Annotated in this window: 32 protein-coding genes and 2 tRNA genes; 11 read left to right on the forward strand and 23 right to left on the reverse strand. The window is 51.6% G+C overall.

Going from position 1 to position 24932, the window contains the following annotated elements; all coding sequences use genetic code 11:
* Window positions 1–13 precede the first annotated feature (13 nt).
* From GZ78_RS27375 to GZ78_RS10090, 5 genes are read right to left on the reverse strand one after another with little or no spacing between them, the layout of a single operon-like run.
* Complete coding sequence (locus GZ78_RS27375) at window positions 14–997, reverse strand: head maturation protease, ClpP-related (protein WP_051786023.1); 984 nt, start codon at window positions 995–997, stop codon at window positions 14–16.
* The gene (locus GZ78_RS10075; protein ID WP_034835155.1) at window positions 975–2468 is read right to left on the reverse strand and encodes a phage portal protein; all 1494 of its coding nucleotides are present in this window, start codon (window positions 2466–2468) and stop codon (window positions 975–977) included. Before GZ78_RS10075 ends, GZ78_RS27375 begins: the two co-directional genes overlap by 23 nt.
* Complete coding sequence (locus GZ78_RS10080) at window positions 2469–2669, reverse strand: phage head-tail joining protein (RefSeq protein ID WP_034835157.1); 201 nt, start codon at window positions 2667–2669, stop codon at window positions 2469–2471.
* Window positions 2670–2672: 3 nt separating this feature from the next.
* Window positions 2673–4520: a phage terminase large subunit family protein gene (locus GZ78_RS10085; RefSeq protein WP_034835159.1), complete on the reverse strand. Its 1848-nt coding sequence runs from the start codon at window positions 4518–4520 to the stop codon at window positions 2673–2675.
* Window positions 4517–5008 carry a hypothetical protein gene (locus tag GZ78_RS10090; protein ID WP_034835160.1) on the reverse strand — a complete coding sequence of 164 codons (492 nt, stop codon included), beginning with the start codon at window positions 5006–5008 and terminating at the stop codon, window positions 4517–4519. The genes GZ78_RS10085 and GZ78_RS10090 overlap by 4 nt, the downstream gene beginning before the upstream one ends.
* Before the next feature lie 153 nt (window positions 5009–5161).
* Here GZ78_RS10090 and GZ78_RS29830 point away from each other — a divergent pair, with 153 nt between their 5' ends.
* The 4 genes from GZ78_RS29830 to GZ78_RS10105 are packed head-to-tail and all read left to right on the forward strand — an operon-like array spanning window position 5162 to window position 6505.
* Complete coding sequence (locus GZ78_RS29830) at window positions 5162–5335, forward strand: DUF6900 domain-containing protein (protein WP_169741417.1); 174 nt, start codon at window positions 5162–5164, stop codon at window positions 5333–5335.
* A gap of 20 nt (window positions 5336–5355) precedes the next feature.
* Entirely contained in the window at window positions 5356–5829 is a 474-nt protein-coding gene (locus GZ78_RS10095; RefSeq protein WP_051786024.1) for a DUF3489 domain-containing protein, read from the forward strand.
* On the forward strand, window positions 5826–6167 hold the full coding sequence (locus GZ78_RS10100) for a hypothetical protein (protein WP_034835163.1): 342 nt from the start codon (window positions 5826–5828) through the stop codon (window positions 6165–6167). The genes GZ78_RS10095 and GZ78_RS10100 overlap by 4 nt, the downstream gene beginning before the upstream one ends.
* Window positions 6164–6505, forward strand: coding sequence for a hypothetical protein (locus tag GZ78_RS10105; protein WP_034835165.1), 342 nt, complete (start codon window positions 6164–6166; stop codon window positions 6503–6505). Before GZ78_RS10100 ends, GZ78_RS10105 begins: the two co-directional genes overlap by 4 nt.
* Window positions 6506–6800: 295 nt before the next feature.
* Here the strand turns inward: GZ78_RS10105 and GZ78_RS10110 are convergent, their stop codons facing one another.
* The 12 genes from GZ78_RS10110 to GZ78_RS10165 form a co-directional block, all read right to left on the reverse strand.
* Complete coding sequence (locus tag GZ78_RS10110) at window positions 6801–7169, reverse strand: 3TM-type holin (protein ID WP_034835167.1); 369 nt, start codon at window positions 7167–7169, stop codon at window positions 6801–6803.
* Window positions 7166–7609, reverse strand: a complete 444-nt coding sequence (locus GZ78_RS10115) for an N-acetylmuramoyl-L-alanine amidase (protein WP_034835170.1) — start codon at window positions 7607–7609, stop codon at window positions 7166–7168. Before GZ78_RS10115 ends, GZ78_RS10110 begins: the two co-directional genes overlap by 4 nt.
* Before the next feature lie 16 nt (window positions 7610–7625).
* On the reverse strand, window positions 7626–7901 hold the full coding sequence (locus GZ78_RS10120; RefSeq protein WP_034835171.1) for a flagellin: 276 nt from the start codon (window positions 7899–7901) through the stop codon (window positions 7626–7628).
* Window positions 7867–9144 carry a site-specific DNA-methyltransferase gene (locus tag GZ78_RS10125; protein WP_034835172.1) on the reverse strand — a complete coding sequence of 426 codons (1278 nt, stop codon included), beginning with the start codon at window positions 9142–9144 and terminating at the stop codon, window positions 7867–7869. The genes GZ78_RS10120 and GZ78_RS10125 overlap by 35 nt, the downstream gene beginning before the upstream one ends.
* 185 nt (window positions 9145–9329) lie before the next feature.
* Complete coding sequence (locus GZ78_RS10130; RefSeq protein WP_034835173.1) at window positions 9330–9707, reverse strand: DUF6362 family protein; 378 nt, start codon at window positions 9705–9707, stop codon at window positions 9330–9332.
* Between the two features lie 312 nt (window positions 9708–10019).
* The gene (locus GZ78_RS10135; protein ID WP_034835174.1) at window positions 10020–12125 is read right to left on the reverse strand and encodes an AAA family ATPase; all 2106 of its coding nucleotides are present in this window, start codon (window positions 12123–12125) and stop codon (window positions 10020–10022) included.
* Between the two features lie 48 nt (window positions 12126–12173).
* Window positions 12174–12827, reverse strand: coding sequence for a hypothetical protein (locus GZ78_RS10140; RefSeq protein WP_201772696.1), 654 nt, complete (start codon window positions 12825–12827; stop codon window positions 12174–12176).
* Between the two features lie 2 nt (window positions 12828–12829).
* Entirely contained in the window at window positions 12830–13678 is an 849-nt protein-coding gene (locus GZ78_RS10145; protein ID WP_034835176.1) for an ATP-binding protein, read from the reverse strand.
* Window positions 13675–14142, reverse strand: a complete 468-nt coding sequence (locus tag GZ78_RS10150; RefSeq protein ID WP_034835177.1) for a hypothetical protein — start codon at window positions 14140–14142, stop codon at window positions 13675–13677. Before GZ78_RS10150 ends, GZ78_RS10145 begins: the two co-directional genes overlap by 4 nt.
* Window positions 14139–14408 (reverse strand): helix-turn-helix domain-containing protein, encoded by a 270-nt coding sequence (locus tag GZ78_RS10155; protein WP_152558652.1) that lies wholly within the window; start codon window positions 14406–14408, stop codon window positions 14139–14141. The genes GZ78_RS10150 and GZ78_RS10155 overlap by 4 nt, the downstream gene beginning before the upstream one ends.
* A gap of 165 nt (window positions 14409–14573) precedes the next feature.
* A complete protein-coding gene (locus tag GZ78_RS10160; protein ID WP_034835180.1) occupies window positions 14574–15506 on the reverse strand; it encodes a hypothetical protein in 933 nt (310 codons plus the stop codon).
* Window positions 15487–16677, reverse strand: coding sequence for a hypothetical protein (locus tag GZ78_RS10165; RefSeq protein ID WP_034835182.1), 1191 nt, complete (start codon window positions 16675–16677; stop codon window positions 15487–15489). Before GZ78_RS10165 ends, GZ78_RS10160 begins: the two co-directional genes overlap by 20 nt.
* 219 nt (window positions 16678–16896) lie before the next feature.
* Between GZ78_RS10165 and GZ78_RS28865 the strand changes: the two genes are divergently transcribed.
* Genes GZ78_RS28865 through GZ78_RS10185 form a run of 4 tightly spaced genes read left to right on the forward strand, consistent with a single transcriptional unit; the run spans window position 16897 to window position 19297 of the window.
* Window positions 16897–17100: a hypothetical protein gene (locus GZ78_RS28865; RefSeq protein WP_034835183.1), complete on the forward strand. Its 204-nt coding sequence runs from the start codon at window positions 16897–16899 to the stop codon at window positions 17098–17100.
* A complete protein-coding gene (locus GZ78_RS10175) occupies window positions 17090–17551 on the forward strand; it encodes a DUF2924 domain-containing protein (protein ID WP_034835185.1) in 462 nt (153 codons plus the stop codon). Before GZ78_RS28865 ends, GZ78_RS10175 begins: the two co-directional genes overlap by 11 nt.
* Complete coding sequence (locus tag GZ78_RS10180) at window positions 17538–18881, forward strand: recombinase family protein (RefSeq protein ID WP_034835186.1); 1344 nt, start codon at window positions 17538–17540, stop codon at window positions 18879–18881. Before GZ78_RS10175 ends, GZ78_RS10180 begins: the two co-directional genes overlap by 14 nt.
* Complete coding sequence (locus GZ78_RS10185; RefSeq protein ID WP_051786027.1) at window positions 18872–19297, forward strand: hypothetical protein; 426 nt, start codon at window positions 18872–18874, stop codon at window positions 19295–19297. The genes GZ78_RS10180 and GZ78_RS10185 overlap by 10 nt, the downstream gene beginning before the upstream one ends.
* On the opposite strand, the gene GZ78_RS10190 is transcribed toward GZ78_RS10185, so the two are convergent.
* The 6 genes from GZ78_RS10190 to rmuC all read right to left on the reverse strand — a co-directional run bounded on the left by GZ78_RS10190 (window position 19294) and on the right by rmuC (window position 23195).
* Complete coding sequence (locus GZ78_RS10190) at window positions 19294–19779, reverse strand: lecithin retinol acyltransferase family protein (RefSeq protein WP_034835188.1); 486 nt, start codon at window positions 19777–19779, stop codon at window positions 19294–19296. The genes GZ78_RS10185 and GZ78_RS10190 overlap by 4 nt on opposite strands.
* Before the next feature lie 429 nt (window positions 19780–20208).
* A tRNA-Arg gene (locus GZ78_RS10195) sits at window positions 20209–20285 on the reverse strand.
* Window positions 20286–20304: 19 nt separating this feature from the next.
* A tRNA-Ser gene (locus tag GZ78_RS10200) sits at window positions 20305–20392 on the reverse strand.
* Window positions 20393–20495: 103 nt separating this feature from the next.
* Window positions 20496–21329 (reverse strand): SDR family oxidoreductase, encoded by an 834-nt coding sequence (locus GZ78_RS10205; RefSeq protein ID WP_034835189.1) that lies wholly within the window; start codon window positions 21327–21329, stop codon window positions 20496–20498.
* 146 nt (window positions 21330–21475) lie between these two features.
* The gene (locus GZ78_RS30275) at window positions 21476–21616 is read right to left on the reverse strand and encodes a hypothetical protein (RefSeq protein ID WP_236631524.1); all 141 of its coding nucleotides are present in this window, start codon (window positions 21614–21616) and stop codon (window positions 21476–21478) included.
* 88 nt (window positions 21617–21704) lie between these two features.
* On the reverse strand, window positions 21705–23195 hold the full coding sequence (rmuC, locus tag GZ78_RS10210) for a DNA recombination protein RmuC (protein WP_034836372.1): 1491 nt from the start codon (window positions 23193–23195) through the stop codon (window positions 21705–21707).
* A gap of 170 nt (window positions 23196–23365) precedes the next feature.
* Here rmuC and GZ78_RS10215 point away from each other — a divergent pair, with 170 nt between their 5' ends.
* From GZ78_RS10215 to GZ78_RS10225, 3 genes are read left to right on the forward strand one after another with little or no spacing between them, the layout of a single operon-like run.
* The gene (locus tag GZ78_RS10215; RefSeq protein ID WP_034835191.1) at window positions 23366–23839 is read left to right on the forward strand and encodes a hypothetical protein; all 474 of its coding nucleotides are present in this window, start codon (window positions 23366–23368) and stop codon (window positions 23837–23839) included.
* Between the two features lie 8 nt (window positions 23840–23847).
* Window positions 23848–24330 carry a DUF2062 domain-containing protein gene (locus GZ78_RS27380; RefSeq protein ID WP_051786029.1) on the forward strand — a complete coding sequence of 161 codons (483 nt, stop codon included), beginning with the start codon at window positions 23848–23850 and terminating at the stop codon, window positions 24328–24330.
* Complete coding sequence (locus tag GZ78_RS10225) at window positions 24323–24880, forward strand: DUF1415 domain-containing protein (protein ID WP_034835193.1); 558 nt, start codon at window positions 24323–24325, stop codon at window positions 24878–24880. The genes GZ78_RS27380 and GZ78_RS10225 overlap by 8 nt, the downstream gene beginning before the upstream one ends.
* Window positions 24881–24932: the final 52 nt, after the last annotated feature.

Genomic DNA, 24932 nt, shown 5'->3' on the forward strand with positions numbered 1-24932 from the left:
AATGAGAGAGGAATCAGGCAGCCGACTGCCCGTTGCGCTTTCGGTAAACAGCCTGGGTATCCACCAGTGGCTGGATCTTTTTATCCTGGTGATCCGGGGTCAGCTGGTTATTGATGCTTTCATCATCCTGCAAGAGCAGATCAAACAGTTCAGTGCGTACCTGGGCTTCGGTCTTGCCAGACTGAATATATTTTCCGGCTCGATCTTCACAGTGCGCGGCTGCACATAGAGACTTAATGGTCTCACATTCCGCCAAACGCGCTTTGACGTCCTCAATACCCTGCTGCTGCCGAACAAAGGTTTCCGCCATTTCCGGGTAGCCTGCCTGATTGCACAGGGTCATCACCGCCAGCGCATGAGCACCTTTATTATCTTCAGATTCAAAACTGGCAGGTTGAGGCGGATGCATAAAACTGGAGAGATCAAAGTGAGCCGCCATTTTCACTGGCGCTTCCACACCATCAATCAGGCCATGACCTTCGGCTTCGGTGGCAGTGAACCAGGTCTCCTCGTCCATCAGTTTCAGCATGGCTTCCAGATCCAGTTCACACCGATTGCAATAGGTCTGGGCAATCACCTCCGTGGTTTTGTCCAGCATATCCGCCATTTTGCGCAACTCACCGGCATCACCACCGACCCAGCCGAAGGGGTTGTGGATCATCAGCAGGGCATTCTCGGCCATATGAACCGTGTCGCCTGCCATAGCAATGACACTGGCTATACTGGCCGCCAGTCCTTCAATACGGACATGGATAGAGGCATTGTGGTAACGCAGCGCGTTGTAGATGGCTACCCCATCAAACACCGAGCCACCGGGGCTGTTGATCCGAACGGTAATTTCATCTGTATCCAGATCTTTCAGGTTGCTGACCAGCTGCCGGGCAGAGAGTCCTGCCCAGTCGCCAATCACATCATAAATCAGCAACTCCGCCGGTTGGCCGGACTGGTTCTTTAATGTGTACCAGGCCCGGTTCTTATTGAGCGGCTTTTTGTTCATCGTTTTCAGGTTCCTCTTCCATGAAGGTGTTATTTGTTTCTTGAGTTCTGGCATCACTGTCGTATTGCAGTTCCAGCCCATCGGCCCGTTGATTGTCTGCTGCGATCTCATCGTCAATCTGCTCACTGTCGTAGCCTTGTTCAGACACTACTTCCGAGCGAGACTTAAAACCGCTGCGAACTGCCAGATTCTGGGACTGCACATCCTGAACCGGATGGATATAGGCCCAGCCCTGGGGAATCCATTTCACCTTGCGATAGTGAGTTGGGTTTCGATGAAAGTCCGGGGCTGAGATTGCCCCACTGAGTACGGCCAGTTCCAGCCACCGCTTCCAGACCGGGCGACAGAGCTGGAACACCAAAAGATTATGCTGGATCTGTTGAATACGACGACGAAACTCGTTGAGCACTACCCGTAAAGCCCGATCACTGACGCCTTTCATATCGCCGGACAGAATCTCATAAGGCAGGCCTATTCCAGCAGAGACCGCCATCAGCTGCTGGCGGATAAAATCCGGGTAGTTACTGGCCGCTCCGGGAGGCGTGTTAAACGTAATTTCCTCACCCGGCGACAATTCCTGCATAGTACCCGGCTCCATCGCCACCATAGGGACACCTTGCAGGTCATAGACAATGGGACGACCCGTCAACGGATCGACCTTTTCCGTTTCGGGAGCCGGTTTGGTAATAAAACCGGTGAACAGGTTGGCGATTTCCTGTCTCAGCAGGGTGGCGTCATCAAACTTGTCCAGGTGGTACATTCTCAGTAGCACCTGGCTCAACAGGGGTTGCCCCCGCAACTGCCCTGGCCGCAGCGGTTCATAAAGATGCATCACCTGATCGGCAGGCACCCGTCGCAAGTCGGCGGTATCCAATGTGGTGTAATCCGAAGGATGCTGCTTGTGCATCCAGTAGGCCACCCGCTGTCCGATGGCATTAAACTCAATACCGGCCCGGATCTTGTGGCCCTTTTTGAGATCATCGTTGTAATCCCAGGGGACAAACTCCGCTTCCAGCAATTGCAGTTGTAACGGCACACTCAATCCATCACCGGGTTTGCGGGGACGGAAGCGAACAAAACACTCTCCTGCTTCCAGTACCGAGCGCATGGCGAGGGCCTGCTGGCCGTAAAAATCAAGCTGGCCATCGGCATCGGACTCATCGGTCCAGTCCAGAAACAAAGCCTGTAGTTCTTTACGAAACACGTCATCTTTGGCTTCTGACTTGGGCTTAATGCCGGTGCCGACAATATTAGCAACCAGCTTTTCCAGCCCGGAAGCCGCCCAGGGATCATTGCGAATCGCGGCCCGGGAACGGTTGATCAGGGTACCAAGGTTTCCGGTCAATGAGTTATTGGGGCCGGTAGCAGGTGCGATCCAACTCTGACTTCTTCTCCCCTGGCCAGCAGAGGTATAAGCCAGGTTTTTCAGCTCAGGTAGCAGCCAGCCTGCGATGCGATGTCGAAGCTTCATTCAGATGCCTTTGCTGGAATAGATCCCGTACTGCCGGGGTCGCTTCTGCTGTTTAATCAATTCCCGCTCAATGGCCTGAAGTCGTCTTTCCATCTCGGAGAAACTGGCGTATTCCACCTTGCGGCCTTCGAACTCTACTGTGCGGGTTTCTCTGAGTAGCACAGCTCTCTTCAAAGCCTGGTATTCAGCTTCTGTGATCATGCGTTATCCATTTAAATAGCTGCTGCGAGAGAATCGCCGGGATCTGGTATGGGTCAAAGCTTCGGGTTCAGAAGCTTCTATCATAACTTCTGGCTCCGGACGTTGAGCGGCCAGCTGCTCCAGATTCAATCCCCGGTGTTGCTGCAAGATACGCACAGCAGTCAGAGCATAAACGCGGCAGTCCAAAGCTTCATTACGTTTCTTGCGAGCATCCCACTCAAAGTAAGCGACTCCATGCTTGTACTTGCGAACCTTCTCTTCTGCGGTGGCCTGCTTGAAGTAATCTTCATCGAAACAATCTTTCACCGGCCAGTGGCAGTAGCCTGCCCCCGGTTCCAGAATTCGGTAACGTTGGTAAATCAGTTCTTTGGCCGTGTCGGTGCCCACCAGAGTCAGGTAGACACCTTTCTTGTTCCGTGTCTTGGGGAAAGTGGCAATCGGTTTGCCAGACTGGGACGCCCCTTTAATCGGAATCAGCCAGTCGGCACCCTGCTTGCGGGAAAAGGCATAAACCTCATCAGTAAAGTGACCGCCGGAATCCATACAGATCTGGGCCAGGTTCATCAAGACGCCGTCCTGCCGCCGGTAAGCGGTTCTGAGTTTGTCCGCCAGAATCTTCCAGATTTCGGGTCTGCTCAGATCACCATAGAGCCGGATATAATCAATGGACCAGCTCTCCTCACCGGCACCCCAGCCCACCACTTCGTACTCCACCCGGTCATCCTGAACATCGATGCCACAGGTCAGTACTTCTACCGGCCAGGGTACTTCAGCGACATAATGCTCACGACGCTGGTAAAGCAGCTCATAATCAACGCTTTCACCGGCTTCCTGCCAGGTCTGGCCCAGTACCGTATTGGTCCAGTCTTTTAATAAAACAGGGTCATCCTTGGCAGCCAGGAAATCCGCCACCGCCTCTTTCCAGCTGTACCAGCCGTTGGGGCTGTAAAGTGAGCTCAGATGATAGCCCCGGATCTTGCCGTCACTCTCTGCGTTCTGGGGCTCCCACCGCCCATTCTCCAGCAACCTAGGCTTATCATGTTCCTGCATTTGATGCTGACACTGGATGCATTCAAAACAAGCCGTCTCCGGGTTCTGGTTTTCAAACTTGATCTGCTGCCATTCTATGGGCTGCCTGTGTCCACAATTCACACAAGGCACATAGTATTGCCGCTGATCACTGGACTGGTAGGCCGATTCAATCTTGCTGGCTCCGGCAATATTGGGTGTGGAGACCATTAGAATCTTGCGATTACGGGAAAACGTCGCAGTTCGTTTAATTGCCAGATTGATAGGGCTACCTTCCCCATCCACATCATCTTCGTAGGCATCTATTTCATCCAGAAACAGAAACCGGGCAGGCATGGAGCGTAGCCCTGTAGCTGAATTAGCTCCGGTGATGATCAGCACGCCATTGGGAAATTCCTTCACCAGTTGAGTGTTGCCAGAATCTCGTGAACGCGCATCCTTGACTCGCTCACGAAGCACGGGCATCTCCTCAATCATGGGGGCAATACGCTGCTTGGAAGTCCGCTTCGCCATATCCAGCGTCGGCAGCACATACATCATGGGGCCGGGGGTATGGTGGATTACATAGCCCAGCCAACAGTTGCCGCTCTCAGTTCCTCCCACCTGCGCACCTTTCATGAATGCTACCCGTTCCACATCGGAAGAGGGGGACAGGCAATCCATAATCTCTTTGAGGTAGGGTGTCCGAGAGGTTCGCCAGCGACCGGCTTCCTTGGCGGCTTTCATAGGCAGAATGCGGTATTCATCCGCCCACTCCGATACCATCAGTCGTGTATCGGGCTTCAGACCCGCAAAAAAACCATCCAGGTAAGGTGAACTCATGGTCGACTCAGCTCGTTTAGAATGGTTTCAAGTTCATCCACCAATAACTGACGAATCTTTGCTGGATCACTCTCTGCAGCCAGGACATCCGCCTGCCGATCAGGAATGCCCAGCAACGCATCCCTCACCATCCTGCCCGCACTGAACGCTTCTTCCTTGACCCTGGCTGCATCGGTCAGCTTCCCTGTCTCTTTTTCGTATTCAATCTTCGCCATCTTGGCCTTGAAGGCTTCCCGCATAGTGCGAGCTGTGACGAAATCCACCGCCTGTCGTGAATCAGTGGGCGCTGCGGGTAGAACACTCTGGCGTGGAGGTTCGGTGCGCAGGACGGTAGAAGGCTCTGACTGGGCATCAATGGCCGCCAGAGCCGCTTGCGGGTCAACCTTCCCTTTGACCAGCTGGATCTTGCCAGCCTTGACCAGCTTGCTGACATATTGCCGACTCCAGCCTTGCTTTCTGGCAAATTCTGACTGCGAAATGAGTGCCATAGCTGTCTATATGCCTCCTCTGTCCCGCTGTGGCCGGATATGCCCTCCTGTGTCCGACAAGCTATTGATTATTAATAGCTTTTTCTTGATAACCAGCAGTTATAGAGCCTTACTGTACCTAACGCCAACAAGCATCAAAGAAAGGAAACAGGCATGAACAAGAAGACCGAACAAGCCCTGGAAGAAATCGCCCAAAAGACCCTGCTGATGGACACCCTCAAAACCCGCGATACCCCGGGAGACTTCACAGATGTCGCCGTATGGCAAGTCAGAAGGGCTTTGGAGCAGGCTTATCAACTGGGCCTGAAACAGGGCAAAGAACAATAACCCCCGAAAGGAGAAGCACCATGAAAACCACAAAACTCACAGCCACCCAAGAGAGCGTTCTTAAGCAAGCGGCTGAGACAGGAAACCTCCACGCTTCCATGCTTGCCTTAAAAGGTGGAGCGCGGAAGAAAGTGTTGGACAGCCTGACCAGCAAGGGCTTTCTGATTCGCATGAAAGAGGCTGATACCTTCGACATCAGTCCCCAAGGCAAGGCAGCTATTGGCCTCCCCGCTGATGATCAGCCTGCCCCCAAGATCCGGCTCGGAACCAAACTCCACAAGGTCATTAAACTGCTGGCTCGGCCCGAAGGCGCTGCCATCCACGAAATCATGAAAGCCACCGGCTGGCAGCAGCACACGGTTCGCGGCACTCTGGCTGGAGCCCTGAAAAAACGACTGGGGCTGACCATCGAATCGGAGAAGCCTGAAGGCAAGGACCGCATTTACCGAATCACCGCCGGGCTGGATGCTCTCTTTCAGGGAGAAAGCGCATGAGCACCCGCTCCCGAATCGCAAGGCGACTGGCTAACGGTCGCTATTGCTCTATTTACTGCCACTTCGACGGGGATCAGGTGGGCAAGGTGCTTCAAGAGCACTATCCCACCGAAGCGGACGCCAAGATCATTGTGAATTTTGGCGACTTGTCGTGCATCTCGAAAGACGGCGTTGATGCTTATATGGATCGAGGAGAATCATGGGCCAAGATCCGGCCCCGAAACAGCGACGACCTCCAGAGCCTGATTGCTCTGGCTTGGGAGACTGGAGCCGAGTACGTTTACTACTGGCAGGACGGTGGTTGGCAGACCCTTTCCATGTGGGGGCCTCGATCATGAGAGACCCCATACTACTGGCCGTTGAACTCTCAAACGGCCATTTTATGTCCTGCCGCCTGCTCCATCCTGACCGGCATACACTGCCTACTCTCAATCGCTGGTACCGGGAAATGATTGAGGCCATTTTCCTGATTGAGCTGGGCAACCTTCACGCCATCAACCGCACCCGGGCTGTTGCCATGCACAAAGACTGGGGAGAGCCCTGGCCCGACCATCAGCCCCGGTTTTCACCCAACATCAAACACCTTGAAGCCCTGGCCAGAACTCTCAAAGTCAGAGACACTCTGCTGAACCAAAACAATCAATGGAAACACCTTGGCAGCACCTCAAGGGGGTAGACAATTCCTCACCTTGCAGGGTTGACATTCACGGTTGACAAGCTGCCTTTTGTCAACCCAGTTGACAGCCTGAAAGCCCCGTCTTGACTGGCCTCCATCGAATTTCGCCACCCAGTGTCAACCCCGATTTTCACTCTGTCGCTGGTGCTATTCCGCGCTGATGCATACCCGCACTAGAAGACACCGCCCAGGGACCCCGAAGCAGTCGCCAGAAGCCCTCTATCAAGCGTTCTCTTCAAACTCGAGACGCTCCCTACATTTAAAAAGAAGCTCTCAGATCGGCTTAAATTGAGTCTCAGCCTTTCCATGTTCTTGTCACCTTCTCCAGCCCCCGGCTGGCAATGTATCCGCCAATGCCCAGCTGGATAATGCTGAACAGTTTCAGTTCCACGGCTTCTGTGAGGTTTGGTGCTGACCAACCCATCCAGCGACACACGACCAATGCCGTAAAGATCAGCATTACCATGGGTCGCCAGTTTCTTTGCAGCCAGCTTTCTCCTTGCGCCTCGGCTTTGACGACACTGGCTTGTTGTTCCAGTTCGGCCAGCTCTCCGCTGAGCAGCATCTCGGTCAGTTCAACCTTGGCTGCTTTGGCTTTGTTCGCATCGGGAAAGAGCTTGTCGATGACCTTCCCGATCACCGGAATCGCAGCCACCAGACTCACCGCTTGCCTCCCAGCAATTTTTCCTGTCTGAGCCAGTGATGCACATCAAAGTTGGGACAGGTCTTCACCTTGCTGAAGTGGTGATGGCCGTGCACGACAGTGTTTGGATAAAGCGCCTGATGACCTGCCACCAGAAACTTCAGCATTCGCTTCTGATCTGGAGTGAAGTTGTCTTCCGGCTGGTTGTGTTCATCCAGACCACCCACCAGACAGATGCCCACACTCTCGTGGTTGTGGCTTTTGGCATGAGCGCCCCAGTCATCCATGGACCGACCCTGCTTTACGGAACCGTCCCGTTCAATGACCCAGTGGTAACCAATATCCAGAAAGGCTCGCTCCATGGTGTGCCAGCGTTTAATGTCGTCAAAGGTCACATGTTGGTTGGCTCGGGTATCCGAACAATGAACGACGATGTAATTGGTTTCCTTACGCTTGCCCATCACTCATCCCCTGAGTTTATGATTTGAGAAAGTAAGACAGCAGCCCAATAGCTGCGGTCAACACAATCCAGCCGAACCGTTCGATATAACCCAGCATCACGCCCCGGCGACTGGCCTGAAACTCCAGCTTCCGGATACGCTTTTCCTGCTCATCCAGACGTTCATCCTGACGGGAAAGGTTGCTGGTCTGGTGTGTAATCCGCTCCTCGATCATGGCCAGGCGAGACACTGCGTCGCTCAGCTTGTCGAGCTTTGAATCAATCTGATCCAGTCGCCTTGAGAGATCGTCCATCACGGTCTTCCTTGACCTGAGCAAAGGTCAGATTGTTGGATTCAAGATATGCTTCCTTGCCGGTGTACTCCTCCCAGCGACGAATGATCACATCGACGTATTTGGGGTCCAGCTCTGTGAGCCGGGCACTGCGGTGAGACTTCTCACAGGCGATCAATGTTGAGCCGGAGCCACCAAACAGATCCAGCACGATGTCATGAGTCTTGGAAGAATTGCGGATAGCCCGTTCCACCAGTTCTACCGGCTTCATGGTAGGGTGCAGGTCGTTCCTGGCAGATTTGCTGTAAAACCAGACATCCCCCTGGTCCCGGGCTCCACACCAGAAGTGTTCATTGCCTTCCTTCCACCCGTACAGGATCGGTTCGTACTGTCGCTGGTAATCGGAACGTCCAAGGGTAAACGTGTTCTTGGCCCAGATGATAAACGTGGACCATTTGCCACCCGCTTCCCGAAAGGCTTTCTGCAAAGTATCCAGTTCAGACGACGACATGCAGATATAAATCGCGCCCTTGCAGACCGCGAGCAGGTTGGTCATGGCAGCCAGCAGGAAGGCATGGAACTCAGAGCCCAGGTTATCGTTTTTGATCCGGCGGTCTTTTTTGGATTTGGTGTTTTTCTCAGGGTTGGCGTAGTCGACGTTGTAGGGCGGATCTGTGAACACCATATCCGCCAGCTGGCCTGCCATCAGGGTTTCCACATCGGCCTGCTCGGTAGCACTGCCACACAGTATCCGGTGATTGCCCAGAATCCAGAGGTCACCGGCCTGGCTGACAGGATGTTCTTCCGGTTCAGGAATCTCATCATCGTCGGTCTGGCCTTCAGGCTCGTCCACCAGCAGCAGACCTTCCAGTTCTTCATCGGAAAAGCCCATCAGATCCAGGTCAAAATCCAGGGCATCCAGCTCTGCCAGCTCCTGCTTGAGCAGGTCTTCGTCCCAACCTGAGGTGGCTGTGATCTGGTTGTCTGCAATCACCAGTGCCCGACGCTGGGTTTCACTCAAGTGCCCCAGCACGATCACCGGCACGGTTTCCATCCCCAGTTGCTTGGCCGCCATCAGACGACCATGACCGGCTACGATGACATCGTCACTGCCCACCAGCACAGGATTGACAAACCCGAACTCCTCGATGGACCGGGCAATCTGGCTCACCTGTTCATCGGAGTGAGTCCGGGCATTGTTGGCGTAGGGCACCAAGCTGGCGACCGAGCGATGTTCGATGGCTTCGACAAGGATTCTGGACATGATTCTTCCGTGATTTCCAGAGACAAAAAAACCTCAGACCGGGGAGGTGTGAGGTTCAGGTGCAATTCGCTTCGAGCTTAGCGTTAATTCTTGTCAAATTTGGCGAAAGTGTCCAATCTTCCAATTACAGACTTTAAGCGACATTGACAGACAAACACGGCTCTAAACACCCTGAACGGGTCAAATTACCCTGATTTTTTTTGCAAGATGTGGATAGAAATCCGGTTTATGGCCTTGCACCAGTGCCCATAGGCTGTTTTTCGATTCACACCCAGATCCTTAGCAATCACGCGCCAGGGCAGTCCCGAAGCACGAAGCCAGATCAGTTTGCGCTCCTCCTCTGTGACCCAGCGAAGCCAGCGCATGCACTGCACCATGCAGTCGATCTCATCCTCAGAAGGCTCGGGCAGTCTAAGGATCTTGTTTTCACCCTGGTAGACTTCCCAGCGGTTGGGATTGATTTCGGGCCAGAACGCGGAGTAGCGGAGATTAATTCCTGACGACACTCGTCGTGCCACCAGCCAGGCTTCCCGATAGCGATTGGCCAGTTCGTTGATGTCCATTTGGGCCTCCTCCCTGAGTCGATTTCCAGCCGGAAATATCACGTGTCAGTAAGGTTGGAAATTTAAGTTCCAACCTTACTTATATAAGTAAGGGGTTCTGGAAATTGGAAACGGGTTATTTTTCAATAAGTTACACGTTTCCAGAGCCACACCATTTCCTGGAAATTGGAAATACGACACATGTCATTCAATTTCTTATATTTCTTCATGCTTTCAGCCTGTTAGAGCACCTTCTTAAACCTTTCTCCGTTTCCAAAACTCTGGAAATGTTCTGGAAATGCTGGAAATTGGAAACGCTCTGGAAACGCTCAATCAGTCATTTTTCAGCCGATCAGCACCCTCTTCGATCCGGCCTTTGCCATCAGCAAATGGTCCCCAGGGTGAGTCCAGCCACTTATGTTCTTTTGATCCCATAAGTGTACCCTTGACCACTCTTGGCGGACGTTCACTCAACAGTTCCTGAACCATATTTTCCAGCTTGTGACGAGGCATATGATGGAAGGCTTCAGGAAGGCGATGCCGGTGCTTGAAGACACCATTGACTCCAGTATGAGTAAAAGGATGCCCACGACTGGCAGCCATTCTGATGCCGCCAGCCAGCACTCCCAGCAGGTCATAGGTAGAAGGCTGCTGACCTTTCATCCTTGCGGTCAGATCTTCCAACAAGCCGATGCTGTTGCGTTTATAGGTCCGGATTGTCCGATCCGCCGGGCCATTGGATTTCACCACCGCTCCCTGGTAAAAACTTCGCGGCTCGGGGATCAGGTTCAACGTCTGACAGGTTTGCTGCACGACCTGATCCTGGGCAGGCCAGAGGGCGTAGGCCATTCGAACACCGTCCACCAGCGCACTACTGCCTCGGATGGCATCCCTGGCTTGCTCTGCGTTTTCGATGGGTTTCTGCCCTGGAGGTTTGCGCATATGGTGAACCACAATCACAGTGGCTCCAGTTTCACTGGCCAGGTTTGCCAACAGCCCTGTCAGGTAGCTGCCCACCGCAGGATCGGCATTCACATCGGCATGGACAAAAGACGATAAAGGATCAAAAACCACCAGTTTGAGATCTTCAATGGCCTGTAACTGCCTGACCATCTGGGTAAACTCTGTTGTTGTTCTTGGCCCTTCCGGGGTTTCCCTGACCATAGGGAATGGCCCACCTGCATTGGGTAAGGGAATGATGACCAGCTTCTCAGGTGACTTCAGTCTCAAGTCAGTTGGGTCCAGTTTTTCCAGGCGGCGATGCACTTCTGCCTGATCATCCTCAGATGTGAAGACGACTGCGGTTCCGTGCTGTAAAACCTTGCCACCAAATACTTCGACCGTGAGACCGTCGCAGCAGGCAATTTCCAGCGCCAGTTTCAGGGTGAGCATCCCTTTGCCGGTATCACCCATTGCAGCAAGAATGGACACAACCCCCAATGGAAACGAGCCTTCAATAAGAAAATGCTGTTCAGGAGCCTTGCCTTTATAACGAAGCGCACTCCAGTCTGACAGCTGCAGTCCTGCTGACTTAATTGTCTTGCGTTCGGTGCTGGCTAGCCAATGATCAATATCAAAGCTTTCCTGAACAGCATCCGCCGCATCCCATTTCTCGGGTTTGTCTGCTGGTGGCTTCACTATGATGACGGATAAAGCACCCACATCAGCGATGGCTTTGGCGGCACTGAAGGCATATTCCAGCCCAGCGTCGTCATTATCAGGCCAGAGAGTCACTCGCTTGCCCTTGAGGGGAGACCAGTCCGTCTTATCTGTAGGTGCCTTGGCACCGTTCATGGCAGTTGTAGCGCAATAACCGCTATCAATCAGCGCCTGGGCTGCTTTCTCTCCCTCCACCAGCAACACTTCGTCTGCTACCTTGATACCTGGTTGGTTGTAGAGCGGTCTGGGGTTAGGGGCTTTGGTTTTACGGGTCTTTACATCCCAGGGTCTGAACTCTTTACCCTCTGGTGTATCGTACCGATAGACACAGGCAACCAGATTACCTTCGGCATCGTGGTAGTCCCACTTGCCGGTATGGTGACCGAGATCTTCATACTCTTCCTGGTGGTTAGCAGTAGCTGGTGGAGTGAATGACGGCATTCCCAGCCAGTCCGCCATAAACTGGATGATCTCGGGAAAATCCCTCTGGGCATCCAGCTTCTGGTGTTCTGCCGTGAGGCTGATAATGTCACCGCCTCCACCGCTTTCAAAGTCGTGCCAAAGCCCACTGCTCAGTTCCACTTCCAGACTCTTGCCTTTCTTGCCCTGGATATTACCCAGCACAAACTTCTGGCCTCGCTTTTTTCCATTGGGAAATAGCCAGGCCAGGTACTCTGGTAATCGCTCCTGAATACGACGTTTAACGTCTTCTGCATCCAGCTTCTGCGTCGTGCCCTGCTCAGGAGCATCGTTAAAATCAAGCCATTTGTTCTTCATCATCACAGTCCCTGTCGGGGAAAAGCCCACCAGCGGGTGGGCATCAGAGCCTTAATCCCACTGGTTGTTGTAGCTTTCAGCCGGATGGGGAGCTGAGTCCGGAGGACTGTAGAGCTGTGATTGCAACTGTGCCTGAGAATGACCACTCTGCTGACTGGCGGGTGGATGACCCTGGGGAGCCGTCTGGCCAAACATCAGCTGAGCATACTGCTTATGCTCAGGTGTGATGGCCTGCTTGATGACATTCTTGGGCTCGTCATACTGATCCTTTTCTGTACTGATCTTGGCGACAAACTCAATACCATCCAACTCTGACAAAGACTGCAGCTGTCGGGCTTTATAAGCCGGTGGACTGTTATCTTCTGCCTTGATATTACGTGCGGATTGCAAAATACCCCGGACAAATGACCGGCCCATATTTTCCCACTCAGGGCCTTTGGGGCTGTGCATCCCGATCAGGGACCAGATCTTGCGCCTGGCGTACTGGCCTTCCAGCACGGTGAACTCGGCATTAAGGTAGATGGCTCCGGTATCACCGCAAGTGGCGTAACCACCCGTCCAGCCCATTTCAGGATTGTCGTAGCCTCCGGGCTTGAGGGTCATGCGTACCTTGACCAGGGTGCCTGAAGGGATGACATCGTAGCTGCCCTGGTCGGTGGCATCGTTAAAGTCATTCCAGCGTGTCATGGCTCTTTGTTGGCTCATGGTTATTTCTCCGTTCCTTGAGATTGGGATTGAGTTTCAAACTGGACTGGCTGCCTTGATCCGCTGCGGATCTTGGTAAACAACTGTCCGAGGTGAGGCGGTTCGAATACATCCAGGCGTCCGCTGCGATCCTTGGCCGGGTAGCCATAGGGGTTGAGGGTTTGACAAATAAAGGTACGACGCAGGCTACCTTCTTCATCAGGCAGGCTGGCCAGAGTGATGACTTGGTCAACGATGCCGGGCAGCTCCAGACCGGTTTTACTGCCCTCGATCTGGGGCTGGTGGAGCTTGCGGTTAAAGTCGTCCACCCGCTCCTCGAGAATGGCAACAAAGACTACATTCTTGCCCCGGGCATGCTGTAGATGAGTTAACGCTGCGATCATTTCCTGCCCATGCAGACCATAAGCTCCCCGAGTATCCGGTTTGCCAGTTTTCTCGGAGAAAGCCTGGGGCTGGCCCTTGCACCACTGAAAGCAAAGCCGCCCCAGCACCGTGATGGAGTCAATAAAGTAGGTGTCGTACTTCTCCAAGGATTCAGGGTCACCGTACTTGCGACACACGGCTTCATAGTGGGCTTTCGAATACACCTGATCGTCCCGAAGCGCCGGGTTGGGACCCGCCAGGTAGACGGCAAAGTTTCGGAACTCCGGCCAGGTGGCCGGGCGAAGAGTATCGCCAGGCCACTCCTGAACCGCTAGGTCACCGGCTTCCAGATCCACAAACAAGGTGGTGTCCGGGTTGAGGCTCAGCAGCTGGGTGGTTTTACCCACCCCACTGTTGCCCAGCAGCACACACTTGATGCCCTTGTGCTCCTGGCTGCGTTGCTGTGAGTTGAGAATGGGAAGGCTCATTTCGAACCTCCCACCAGCTTGTAGGTGCAACGTCCAGGCTTCACTTGCAAGGCTGGCTCAAAGGATCGACGAACTTCCTGAGGCCAACAATCAAACTTCTTCTGTGGCACTGAGTAATGAACATCCAGGAACTCAGAAGGATCTTCTCCCTGCTCCTGAATCCGCTGAGCTATGGTCTTCAGTTTTTGTTGATCCCAGCTAACTTCCCTGGGCAGATCCACCAGCACTCGTACACCCTCATCTTCAAAGCTGATTTCACCAAACTCCTGCTGCAGTTGCGCCCGAGCCTGTGAAGCCTTGAAAACGTATTTGTAGGCGACCACTGACTCCAGCCAGTCTTTTTGCAGCTGGAGTTGCGCCAGGGCTTTATCCGTATCCCTGACCAGCGTCGCCAACTCTTCTCCGGAACGGGCTGCCAATTCAGCGACGCCCAAACCCTGGATGTTTTCCAGCTCACTGCTCATGACTCACCCTCCTGATCCACCACCGGTGAGCCTACTGCGTTATAGAGCCGGGACTGCTCGTACTCCAGAACATCTGACAACCGATACAAGATTTTGGACCCGATTCGCATAAAGCGGGGACCGGTGCCATCCTGACGCATTCTGGCCAGAGACTTGATGCTGATATTGAGACGCCTGGACAGCTGGAGTGAGTCCAGATGAGCCACCCGGGTTTCAGGTGTAGGACAAAGTGTAGGAGCAACGGCTCCTGGTACTGAGTCTTGCATGATGACCTCCGTGCTTTTCGTGTTCATGCAAGACTGATACTGGGGGAGTGACTGTAGGAGAAGTGTAGGAGCTGTAGGAGAAACTGTAGGAGGACGCTTTTTTCTGAAATTAATGCAAAAAAAACCGGCTCAGGGGCCGGTATTGATGTCATTGTGATTGGTTGATCACACTTCGGATGTCTGAAACATCTCCAGCTCTTCAAATGCTTTCAACCAACAGCGCCCTGAAGCACCCGGTTCATAAGCAATGAATTCCCTCCAGCGAGGTTCTTTATGGAAGAACTGGCTGAGATTGCTGGAACTGGACTCTTCCAGGAGTAATTGGGTCAGAATTCGGGGAGCACTTCTTTTACCGGCCTGTACCAACTGATCCACCAGCTGGCATCGAGCTGGTCCACCTTTCAGTAGCCAGGGATCATGGCCTAACACCCTCAGTATTCCGTTATGCTCATCCCAGATAATCCCTACCCGCTCTAGTCGTGCCTGATCCGGATCAACGTACGAAAGAAACCGGTTATAGTCGACAGCGAGTGACCCTTTAGGCAATAACTCATCCAGAGGCAGCAGCTGAAACCCCGGAGGTAAAACCATATACCGGGACTTGGGCTTTTGCCTGGAAATCACCACACAGGACGACAAGGGTTGAGCAAACAAACAATCCGCAATATCGTCAAAATTCGGGTTCAGCTCTCGAATCAGTAATACCGTGACGCCTTTAATCTCTCCCAGCTTCCAGACCCGGTCATCCAGTAGGGGTTCGACTTGGTCCAGATTGAGCTTTTCAGCCAGCCACTCCGGGAACCACTCCATCCGGAATTTGTACATCCTCAACTCATCGTCCGTGACCTTATGGCAGCCGTTGTAATAGTAGACAAACTCATCCTTGACCCTGTGCACCTGACGATAGCCGTCCTGCAGATCATCCGGGTAGTCCACCATGATCAGTCGGTCATCGGCAGGGCCTTTCGGGATAAAGGCATTATTGCCAATGATGTCCTGCCAGCACTCAGGGTAATAGAACTTCAGCTCACTGATCCGTTCTTTATTCGTAGCTGCCTCAAAACAACTTTGTAAGAAATCAAACGCTTCTCGCTTCATTACCCTTGTCCTTATCTTTATCCTCCAGAAGAATACCCATCTGCACCAATAGGTCATGGTTCAGGTAACGCTCACGCTGCGACAAGTCACGCAGGGAGCAACTATTGGGCGCACTGAGCCGTACAACAATGGTTTCTTCCGGCAGATCATCAGTAGCTTCACAATGAAAGGCCAGGGTAACGCTTCGTATTTTGTATTTCCGGCTATCTTCCAGGCTGACACCGTTATCGTCCAGATTCTGATAGGCATCGGAACGAAAAGCTTTTCTTGGGGTGGCTTTATAGACAGTAATACCTTGTCCAGGACTGACCTGGGTATCGATCTCTTTGACCACCGCTTCCTTGATTCCGAACTTCAGCTCGAAGCTGTCCTCAAAGTTGGGGCGCTGACGGAAGATCTCCAGATTAACCGGCCTGAGCTTCAGCTTTTCAGGACTGTCTTCCTGATCCAGGACCGACTCACAGAAGGTTTGCTTCAGCACGTCACGAATGACTTTCTGATCTGCATATAACTCGATGATACCGGTCTCCGGCTCATAAGTGACCGCATACTCACGAGCCGGGTGGATGGTTTCCAGAATGACATCCTTGCCTTCTTCATCGAGCACCTCAAAACTGACAGGTAGGCCTTCCCGGTAAATAATAAACTGCAGCACAGTGACCAAAGCATGATGCTCACTATGACGTTGTCGTTTCTGCCGCCTGACCACCAGCTTGTCATTATTGAAATGAGCTCTCAGCTTCTGCACAAAATCAGCCAGATCAACATCTTTGTCCAGGGGTACTGGAGCAGTGAGATAGTAGCCATCCCACATGCGACCATGATGCCGGTGATACTCCACATAGCGGATCTCTTCGGCCTTTCTGAAATCGCTCTCATTAGCCGCCAGAAGTCGGAGCGCATTGTCGTAAGGGTTGCTGGTGGTGTTATGGGACAGGTCACTCATAACCCGCTGCCCGACCTCACTGGCCAGACCTACAATCCGCGTAGCCAGGTATTCCAGACGAGCCTGGTCGTGCTCATCCAGCTTCAAGACATGTTTGTAGACTTCTTTGGGAGTAATGATTCGGGTAGTACCCGGAGAGACGGCTTTCAGGTCAATCTTGCAGAGTTCGAAAAAGGTATCTGACTCAAGATCAACGCCGTGCAGTACTTGATGGACTGCCTTCATACTGGCTCCTTGCCATGGCGTAAGTTGATCCCTAACTTCAGGTGGAATGATCCAACTTATAGACAATTGATTTCATGGTCAATAAATCCCTTTGAAAGACAATCCCATCTAAACGAAACAGATGCAGGACAGATCAGGACAAATTGCCCTTTTACAAAAACCACCGAGCTACCAACAATAAGGAGTAGATCCGCACCACCCAGGGATGGGAGCACAACCATGAACAAAACCCCATCAAGTCACCAGCCGCACCCCAATACCCTGGCTATCTGCCAGATTCTGGCTGTCGGTATTGAACGTCGCCATAAAAAGCAGCAGGAGCCGGAAAACGCCGAAAGAGAGAAAGAACACTGGACTAATGCCGGAACCAGAGCCTGTATGTCTCATAAGGTTCAACGACAGGAGTCCAACAATGAAGAATGAATTATCCGAACAGTCAAGCCTGGCAGCCAAGGTGGCGGCTATTCAGAAGATGTCCACCAAGGCACTGCTGGAACTCTGGCCGAAACTCTATGGCACCGATGCGCCCAAGCTGAATAAACGACTGCTACGACAAAGATTATCCTTTCGGATTCAGGAGCTGGAACTGGGGAGTCTTTCCGAGAAACACAAGAACCGATTGCAACGGTTGCAACAACCCTCTGCTAAAGACAAGCCTGTGCCCAAGGCCAGAGTCAACAAGCCACCAGCAGGCACCCGGATTACTAAAGAATATGAAGGGGAAACCCATGAGGTGATAGTCACCAAAGAGGGCTTTGAGTATCGAGGGCAGATGTACAGGAGCTTGTCTGGGATCGCCAAGCTGATTACTGGAAGTCACTGGTCAGGGCCGGTGTTCTTTGGATTGAAAGGAAGCAGCCATGGCCAAAAGTAAAAGTAAGATCAAGGACATCAAACGTTGCGCGGTCTACACCCGTAAATCTTCCGAGGAAGGGCTAGAGCAGGAATTCAATTCACTCCATGCCCAACGGGAGGCCGGAGAAGCCTACATCACTTCCCAGAAACAGGAAGGCTGGATTCTGGTGCCGGATGAGTACGACGATGGTGGCTTTTCCGGGGGCAATATGGAACGGCCTGCGCTTCAGCGACTGATGAAAGATGTTGAAGCCGGGAAGATTGATGTGGTGGTTGTTTATAAAGTCGACCGTCTCTCCAGATCACTGGCTGACTTTGCCCGGCTGGTGGAAGTGTTCGACAAGCACCAAGTTTCGTTCGTGGCGGTGACCCAACAGTTCAATACCACCAGCAGCATGGGACGGCTGACGTTAAACATTCTACTGTCGTTTGCCCAGTTTGAACGGGAAGTGACTGGCGAACGAATCAGGGACAAGTTCCTGCTCTCCAAGAAGAAAGGCAAGTGGATGGGCGGTACGCCTCCATTGGGCTATGACGTGGTGGATCGCAAGCTGATTCCCAATGAAGGGGAAGCGGTGATTATCCGGGAAATCTTCAAGACCTTTATTGAAACCCGCTCCCAAATTGAAACCGCCGAGCGGATGAACGACATGGGTTTCCGCACCAAACGACTGCCTCGCAAGGACGGCAAAGTAGCCGGTAGTAAGAAGTTCACCCGCACCGCCATCTACAAGCTGCTGAAGAGCCGCCTCTATATTGGTGAGATCGGCCACAAGGGAGAATGGTATCCCGGAGAGCACAAAGCCCTCATCAAACTGGAGGTCTGGGCAAAGGTAGAGGCCATTCTTCAGGGCAACAGCTCAAACCGGCAAACAGACAGCCGACACAGGCGCAGCCCTTCGTTTCTGCGGGGTTTTCTGTTCGGACCAGAACAGGAAGCCCTGATACCCACGGCCACCCGCAGCAAGGGCAAACTCCACCGCTACTACGTCAGCAGCATGGCCCGGAAGCACGGTCACAAACACTCACCCCTGCCTACAGTGCCTGCGAAAGAGATTGAGTTTCTGGTAGTGGAGCATCTCCGGGATTTACTGAAGCAACCGGAGATCATTTTCACCACCTGGCAGATGCTAACGGATCAGGAAACGCTCAATGAAGATCAGGTCAGGGAAGCCCTGAACGATCTGTCGGATATCTGGAACCTGCTGTTTCCAGAAGAGCAGCGCCGTTTGATGAAACTGCTGGTCAGTCGTATAGATGTCCACCAGCAGGGCATCAGTATTCGCGTCAATCAGGAAGGGATACCCACCATTACTAACGAGTTACAAGGAGAAGTGACATGGCCATAAAAGTAACCGGAAAAGCCACCCGCACCTACCTCGAAGACGAGAACTGCATTCTGGTGCATATCCCCATCAAGTTCATCAGCCGCAAAGGTAAGACCCAGATTACCACACCGGATGGTCGTCCTGTGCTGGAAGAGGCCGATCCAGCTTTGAGGAATGCTCTGGTCAGGGCGCATCGATGGTTGAAGGCATTGGAGTCTGGCAAAGAGCAGCACCTGAATACGCTGGCCCAGAAGGAAGGGATTACCAGTGTCAGCTATGCGTCTCGAATTCTGCGCCTGACCACCCTGTCACCAGAAATTCAAGAGGCCATCATTGATGGCAGAAGTCTGGGTGGGCTGACACTGGCTGACTTTATGAAGCCTTTCCCCCTGCTCTGGTCAGAGCAGAAGAAGGCATTGGGGATACCGGAAGACTAATCGGTTTTCTCTGCCGCCTTGGTTAGTGCCACTGCAATGCCAGCGGCCAAGACAAAACCACCCAGATATTTCAAAGCCGTAGGTTTTTCTGCCAGAACGGCAACTACAGCTACAGTCGCGACCCCTGCGCCGACACCATTTCTGACTTGAGCTGAGGTAACTTTCAGCCCACCAGCCCATTTAATGAAATGCTCACAGTTCTTTGTCCGAACACAGTAGTCCCATGAACCAATTTGTGTCCGAGCTCTACCCAATAGTTCAGAAAGTGAAGTATTGAATTGAATGTCCGCTACATAAGTCTTTTTACCTTGGGTAACCACATCCCATGTTTCTTCTTGCACAGTGCCTGTTCGGTCAGTAGCAGAAATGAGCATGTATTGTCCCTTGCCACATTTCCGGTCAGAAACAAGTGACCAATGCTGATAAGGCATAGGGCCAAAATTGAAATCGGTGACTACAACATCACCTGGTTGTACTACCATCTGTTGCACACAACACTCCCTTGTGATTCGGTTTTTTAATTTGCTCTCCCAGTATCTGTATGGGCGACAGCTTGGAATTACAACCCCGAACAAGAATGACTATAAAAAGGTTCGTAGAAGGTTCCCCACACATACCGCTACAAAAGTGCAAACTAAACACCCGTTTGAATGACCAAAAACCACCGGCAACACACTGATTATAAAGAGGAAATCAAATAGCGTACTTCAAAGTGGCCGAAGTACGTTATTTAGAGAAGAGAGAGAAAAAATAGCCCAAAAATGGCCAAAAATCGGCTTTTTTAAGAATTTTCCAGGTACGCAGTTATAAGACAGAGGATGATTATAAGGCAGGCAGGGAGCCAGAAAAAACCAACCTCTAAAACGACAAAAAGCCCTGCTTTCTTCGAGAAATACAGGGCTTTTTGAATATGGCGCACTCGGAAGGATTCGAACCTTCGACCGCTCGGTTCGTAGCCGAGTACTCTATCCAGCTGAGCTACGAGTGCGTTGTTCTTTTTTCAATTCTGGCGGTGAGGGAGGGATTCGAACCCTCGATACGTTTCCGTATACACACTTTCCAGGCGTGCTCCTTCGGCCACTCGGACACCTCACCGTCGCTGTCGTCCGCGTCTGTTGCTGCGAACGGAGCCGTACTTTATAGCAGGTCTGCATGAAAGGCAAAGCCAAAATGCACTTTTTTTCCGTTTTAAGGGCAATTACTTAACAGACAAACGGTTCAGTCTGAATCGACGCCTCAGAATAGCCTCAAACCACGAAACAGGCAGCAGTCTTTTCAGACCCGGTAAGGCTCTGCTGCCGTTACCGACTCTCAAAATACCCTGATGACCTGGCGACTCCAACCATTTCGCGATCTCTGACGCCACTTTTTCAGCCGGCGTAGGTCTGTCCTGAGAAGCATTCGCTCTCGCCCTGACACCCTCTTCAATAGGAAAATACAGAGAGCCCTTTGCAAACACCCGATCCAGGGCAATATTAGCATTCTCAGCAAATCGTGACTGAATCGCTCCGGGGAGGACCGTCAGTACTTTAATGCCAAAAGGTTGAAGTTCCATCCTAAGAGCATCAGAAAAAGCATTAAAAGCAGCTTTTGAGGCACAGTAAAGTCCGGAGAAAGGCGTCGTCACCTCTCCTGAAATACTGCCAATATTGATGATGACCCCTTCTTTATTGGCACTCATCTCTTGGATGACCTGGTTAGCCAGCAATACCGGAGCAAAAACATTGGTCTCAAACTGTTTCAGAAGTTCTTCACGGGGTAACTCAGCCACTGCTCCCATGCCACCATACCCGGCATTATTGATCAGGATATCCACCTTGCCATCCTCTGCCCTTATCTCCTCCAATACCCGGGTAATCTGCGCTTCATCGGTCACATCCAACTCTGCAGTTTTGATGCCTTGTTCGGACAAAGATTGAATCGACTCCAGATTTCTGGCTGTAGCCCACACTTTATATTTTCTTTGATTCAACTCCAGGGCAAGCGCAAGGCCAATGCCGGAGGAACAGCCAGTAATCAGTACATTTTTCATTGCTTTATTCTCTGGGGGGCTACAGGACAACAGCCATCCCGAACAGGTTACCTATAATAACGCCACAATAAACTCATTTTCTTCTTGCAGGCCAACGTGAACGTCAAGGGTCTCTACCTCCCTCTTCTGCCCTACTTTGTACTTTCTTACTCTTTACCTTTGACATTGCCCTGAGTGATCCGCATTTTTTTATCAGCAACCCTGATACAGGCTCCGTGCATCACTACTTCAAACGAAAAGGTGGAAGGTTTTCTCTTCATAAAACGCTTAAGACCACCCAATCTCATGCATTCGGCTGGTCCATGGTGCCTAACAGTCAGGAACTGGCCATCTTCCACTAATTAAACACCGTCGTGTATTTTCAGCACAACTTGATCATTCTTCAATATCATCGCTGAAAGCCTGTTCAGACTCGATGGCGATATCACTTCCCAAATCTGCGGTTTCCAGCGTCTGTCTGGGTAGCTCTTTTTTAACCCGAACACCTAACGTTAAGAACTGATCGGCCTGAGAGATTAGATTACCCCGGCCATGTTTCAGCGTGCCCATTGCATCATCATAAGTGCCTCTGGCACTAGTCAGCTGCTGATCCAACTTTTCCATCTTCTCTACAAAAATACGAAGTTTGTCGTACACCTGACGAGCCTTGTCTGCCAGCTTACGGGCATTGGCATTCTGCCTCTCAATAGTCCAGAGGTTAGAAACTGTTCTGAGAGTGGCCAGAAGTGTTGTGGGCGTTACCACGACAATACGTTTCTCAAAAGCTTCATTGAATAACTGCTGGTCATGCTGAAACGCCACCAGAAAAGCCGGTTCAATAGGCATAAACATGAAGACAAAGTCCGGAGCTTTTATCTCTGGTAGCGAGGGGTAATCTTTTTCGTTGAGACTGCGAATGTGGTTTCTGATGCTCTGTATATGCCGCTTCAGAGCCACTTCACGCTCGGCATCCGTTTCAGCATTCACATAACTCAGGTAGTCCACCAGAGACACTTTGGAATCGATAATCAGATGCTTTTCTTCGGGCAGGTAGACGATAAAATCCGGTCGCTTGTTCTGGCCTTCTTCATCTTTAAAATTGGCTTCCCGCTCATACTCCTGCCCTTTGATCAGACCACTGCTCTCCAGAATCTTTTCAACCTGCAGTTCACCCCAGTTACCCTGGAGTTTCTTGTCGCCTTTCAGAGCTCTGGCCAGGTTGCCTGCTTCATCCGTAATTTTCTGGTTCAGATGATACAGGGTCTCCAATTGCTGTTTGAGCGCTGCTCGACCTTCGTTGTCCGCTTTTCTGGCTTCTTCCACCTTGTTTCGAAAATCACCCAGCTGTTCTTTGAAAGGTTTTAACAGATTTTCCAAACTCGCCTGATGCTGCTGTGAAACTGACTTGCTCTTGGCTTCCAGAATTTCATTGGCCAGATTACCAAACTCTTCCTTGAGCGCCTGTTTATTCTCTTCTAACTGACGCAGTGACTTTTCGTTTTGCCGTTGTTGCTCTTCCAGCCTGACCTTCAGTTCCCGGACCTGTTTTTCTGCTGTAAACCGGGCTTCCTGCTCATCCTGCTGTTTAAGCAAACCATCCCTGAGCAGTTCTTCTCTTTCCTGCACCCGACGCTTCTCATTATTCAGAAGCGCTTCAAGCTTTCCTTTTATAATGTGCAGGTCACGATTATCCTGTTGCAGTTTGTTCCTTTCACTGGAAAACTGACCCTGCTCTGCGGTAAGTTCAGACATTCGGAGTCCCTGTTGCTGCACCTGTGCAGCCAGCTTTGCCATTCCGGCAGCCGCTCTTTGTCTGGCAAACAGCCAGGACAATCCGGAACAGATCAAGACCAACAGAATGGCCACAGCCATTTCACTTGAAGACATGCACGCACTCTCATCAGTACAGGGTAAATAATCACAACCAGCAGTGACTTGATAATCACTGATAGTATTTATGCACATTACGGTATTTTTACCGAAATCAACAGGGTAGCGCTGTCTGACCACAGAGCTTGTCAGAGTAATGGCCAAACCTTTCAGCTGATTGGTAGTTTATGAACAAGAACCAGATTCAGGAAGCCCTCGTCACGGCAATGGAGCAGCAATGGCATTCCGCATTAAATGCCGCCAACCAGGCCCACAAGACCGCCAGTGACAGTGAAAACAAGCCGGAACACCAGTATGACACGCTGGCCCTGGAAGCGGCCTACCTGGCCCACGGCCAGTCTGAAAGAGTGCTGGAACTGGAACAGAACCTGTTGAAGGCTCGAAAGCTCATCATGAAAGAGTATTCAGTGGACGATCCCATTGGCCTGTGTGCTCTGGCAGTCCTTCAGGATGCAAAAAAGCATGAAGAGTACTTTTTTATCAGTCCTGTCGGAGGAGGTATGCAACTATCGATAGCGGGAAAAACCATTACCGTCATCAACCCCGACGCACCGGTTTCCAGAAAACTGATCGGTAGCTATCTGGGTGATGAAATAGAACTCCCCACAGGACACTGGCAAGAAATAATAGCCCTCTATTGAGCACGACAATGACGTCACTGAAACAATTGATCAACAACAAACTGATTCAGCCTGTTATGGGGTTGTTGAAACAGGGTCTGACTCCGGAAGCACTCGCCAGTAGCCTGGCTTGTGGTGCAGTCATCGCCTCTTTTCCAATCTTTGGTATTACAACAGGAATTTGTATCCTGGTAGCTGCCATATTTCGCCTGAATCAGGTCGCTATCCAGATCGCTAACTACTGCGCCTATCCTTTGCAGTTTTTATTATTCATTCCTTTTTTAAAAATGGGAGGATGGCTTTTTGACCTGCCAGCGCTCTCTATTAATCCGGCCGACGCTTTTTCACTGGCTGGTGAGAACTTTGGCCTTTTTCTAGAGCAATATGGCATTGCTCTTCTTGCTGCCTGCGCGGCCTGGCTGCTGCTGGCCATCCCTGCAGCTTTTGTGCTCAGCAAAGTGCTTTCTGTCATACTTCGCAATACATTAACCCGGACTTCCCCCCATGAGTAAAGAGATTGAAGCCGTACGCCAATGGCTTAAAGAAGTAGTGATTGGTCTGAATCTCTGCCCTTTTGCCGCCTGGCCAGAGCAACACAATCAGATTCGTATCACCCTTTCAACAGACACCACAGAAGAAGCTCTATTGGAGACACTGCAGTCTGAGCTGACGCTTGCAGACGAAACACCTGCCAGTGAACTGGAAACGACCCTGATAGTCATTCCGGACATGCTTCAGCACTTTGATGACTACAACCAGTTTCTTCATCACGTAGACGCCCTGCTGCGGGGCTTTCACTGGGAAGGAAAATTTCAGGTAGCCAGCTTTCACCCTCAATACTGCTTTGCCGACACCCATCCGGAAGACGATGAGAACCTGACCAACCGGTCTCCTTATCCTCTCCTGCACATTATCCGGGAAGATAGCTTGGAAAAAGCGATTGCTAACTACCCGGATCCTGATGGTATTCCTGATAGAAACATTGAACAGATGAATACTCTGACAATGGATGAAAAATTGAAGCTATTTCCATACCTGTTTGCCAAAGCCGATAAAGATTGATCTGCAAATTTGTCTGAAACGGGTTGATCGGAACCGGCAGAAATAGAAGACA

Origin of the sequence: Endozoicomonas numazuensis (assembly GCF_000722635.1) — a bacterium.
Lineage (GTDB): Bacteria > Pseudomonadota > Gammaproteobacteria > Pseudomonadales > Endozoicomonadaceae > Endozoicomonas_A > Endozoicomonas_A numazuensis.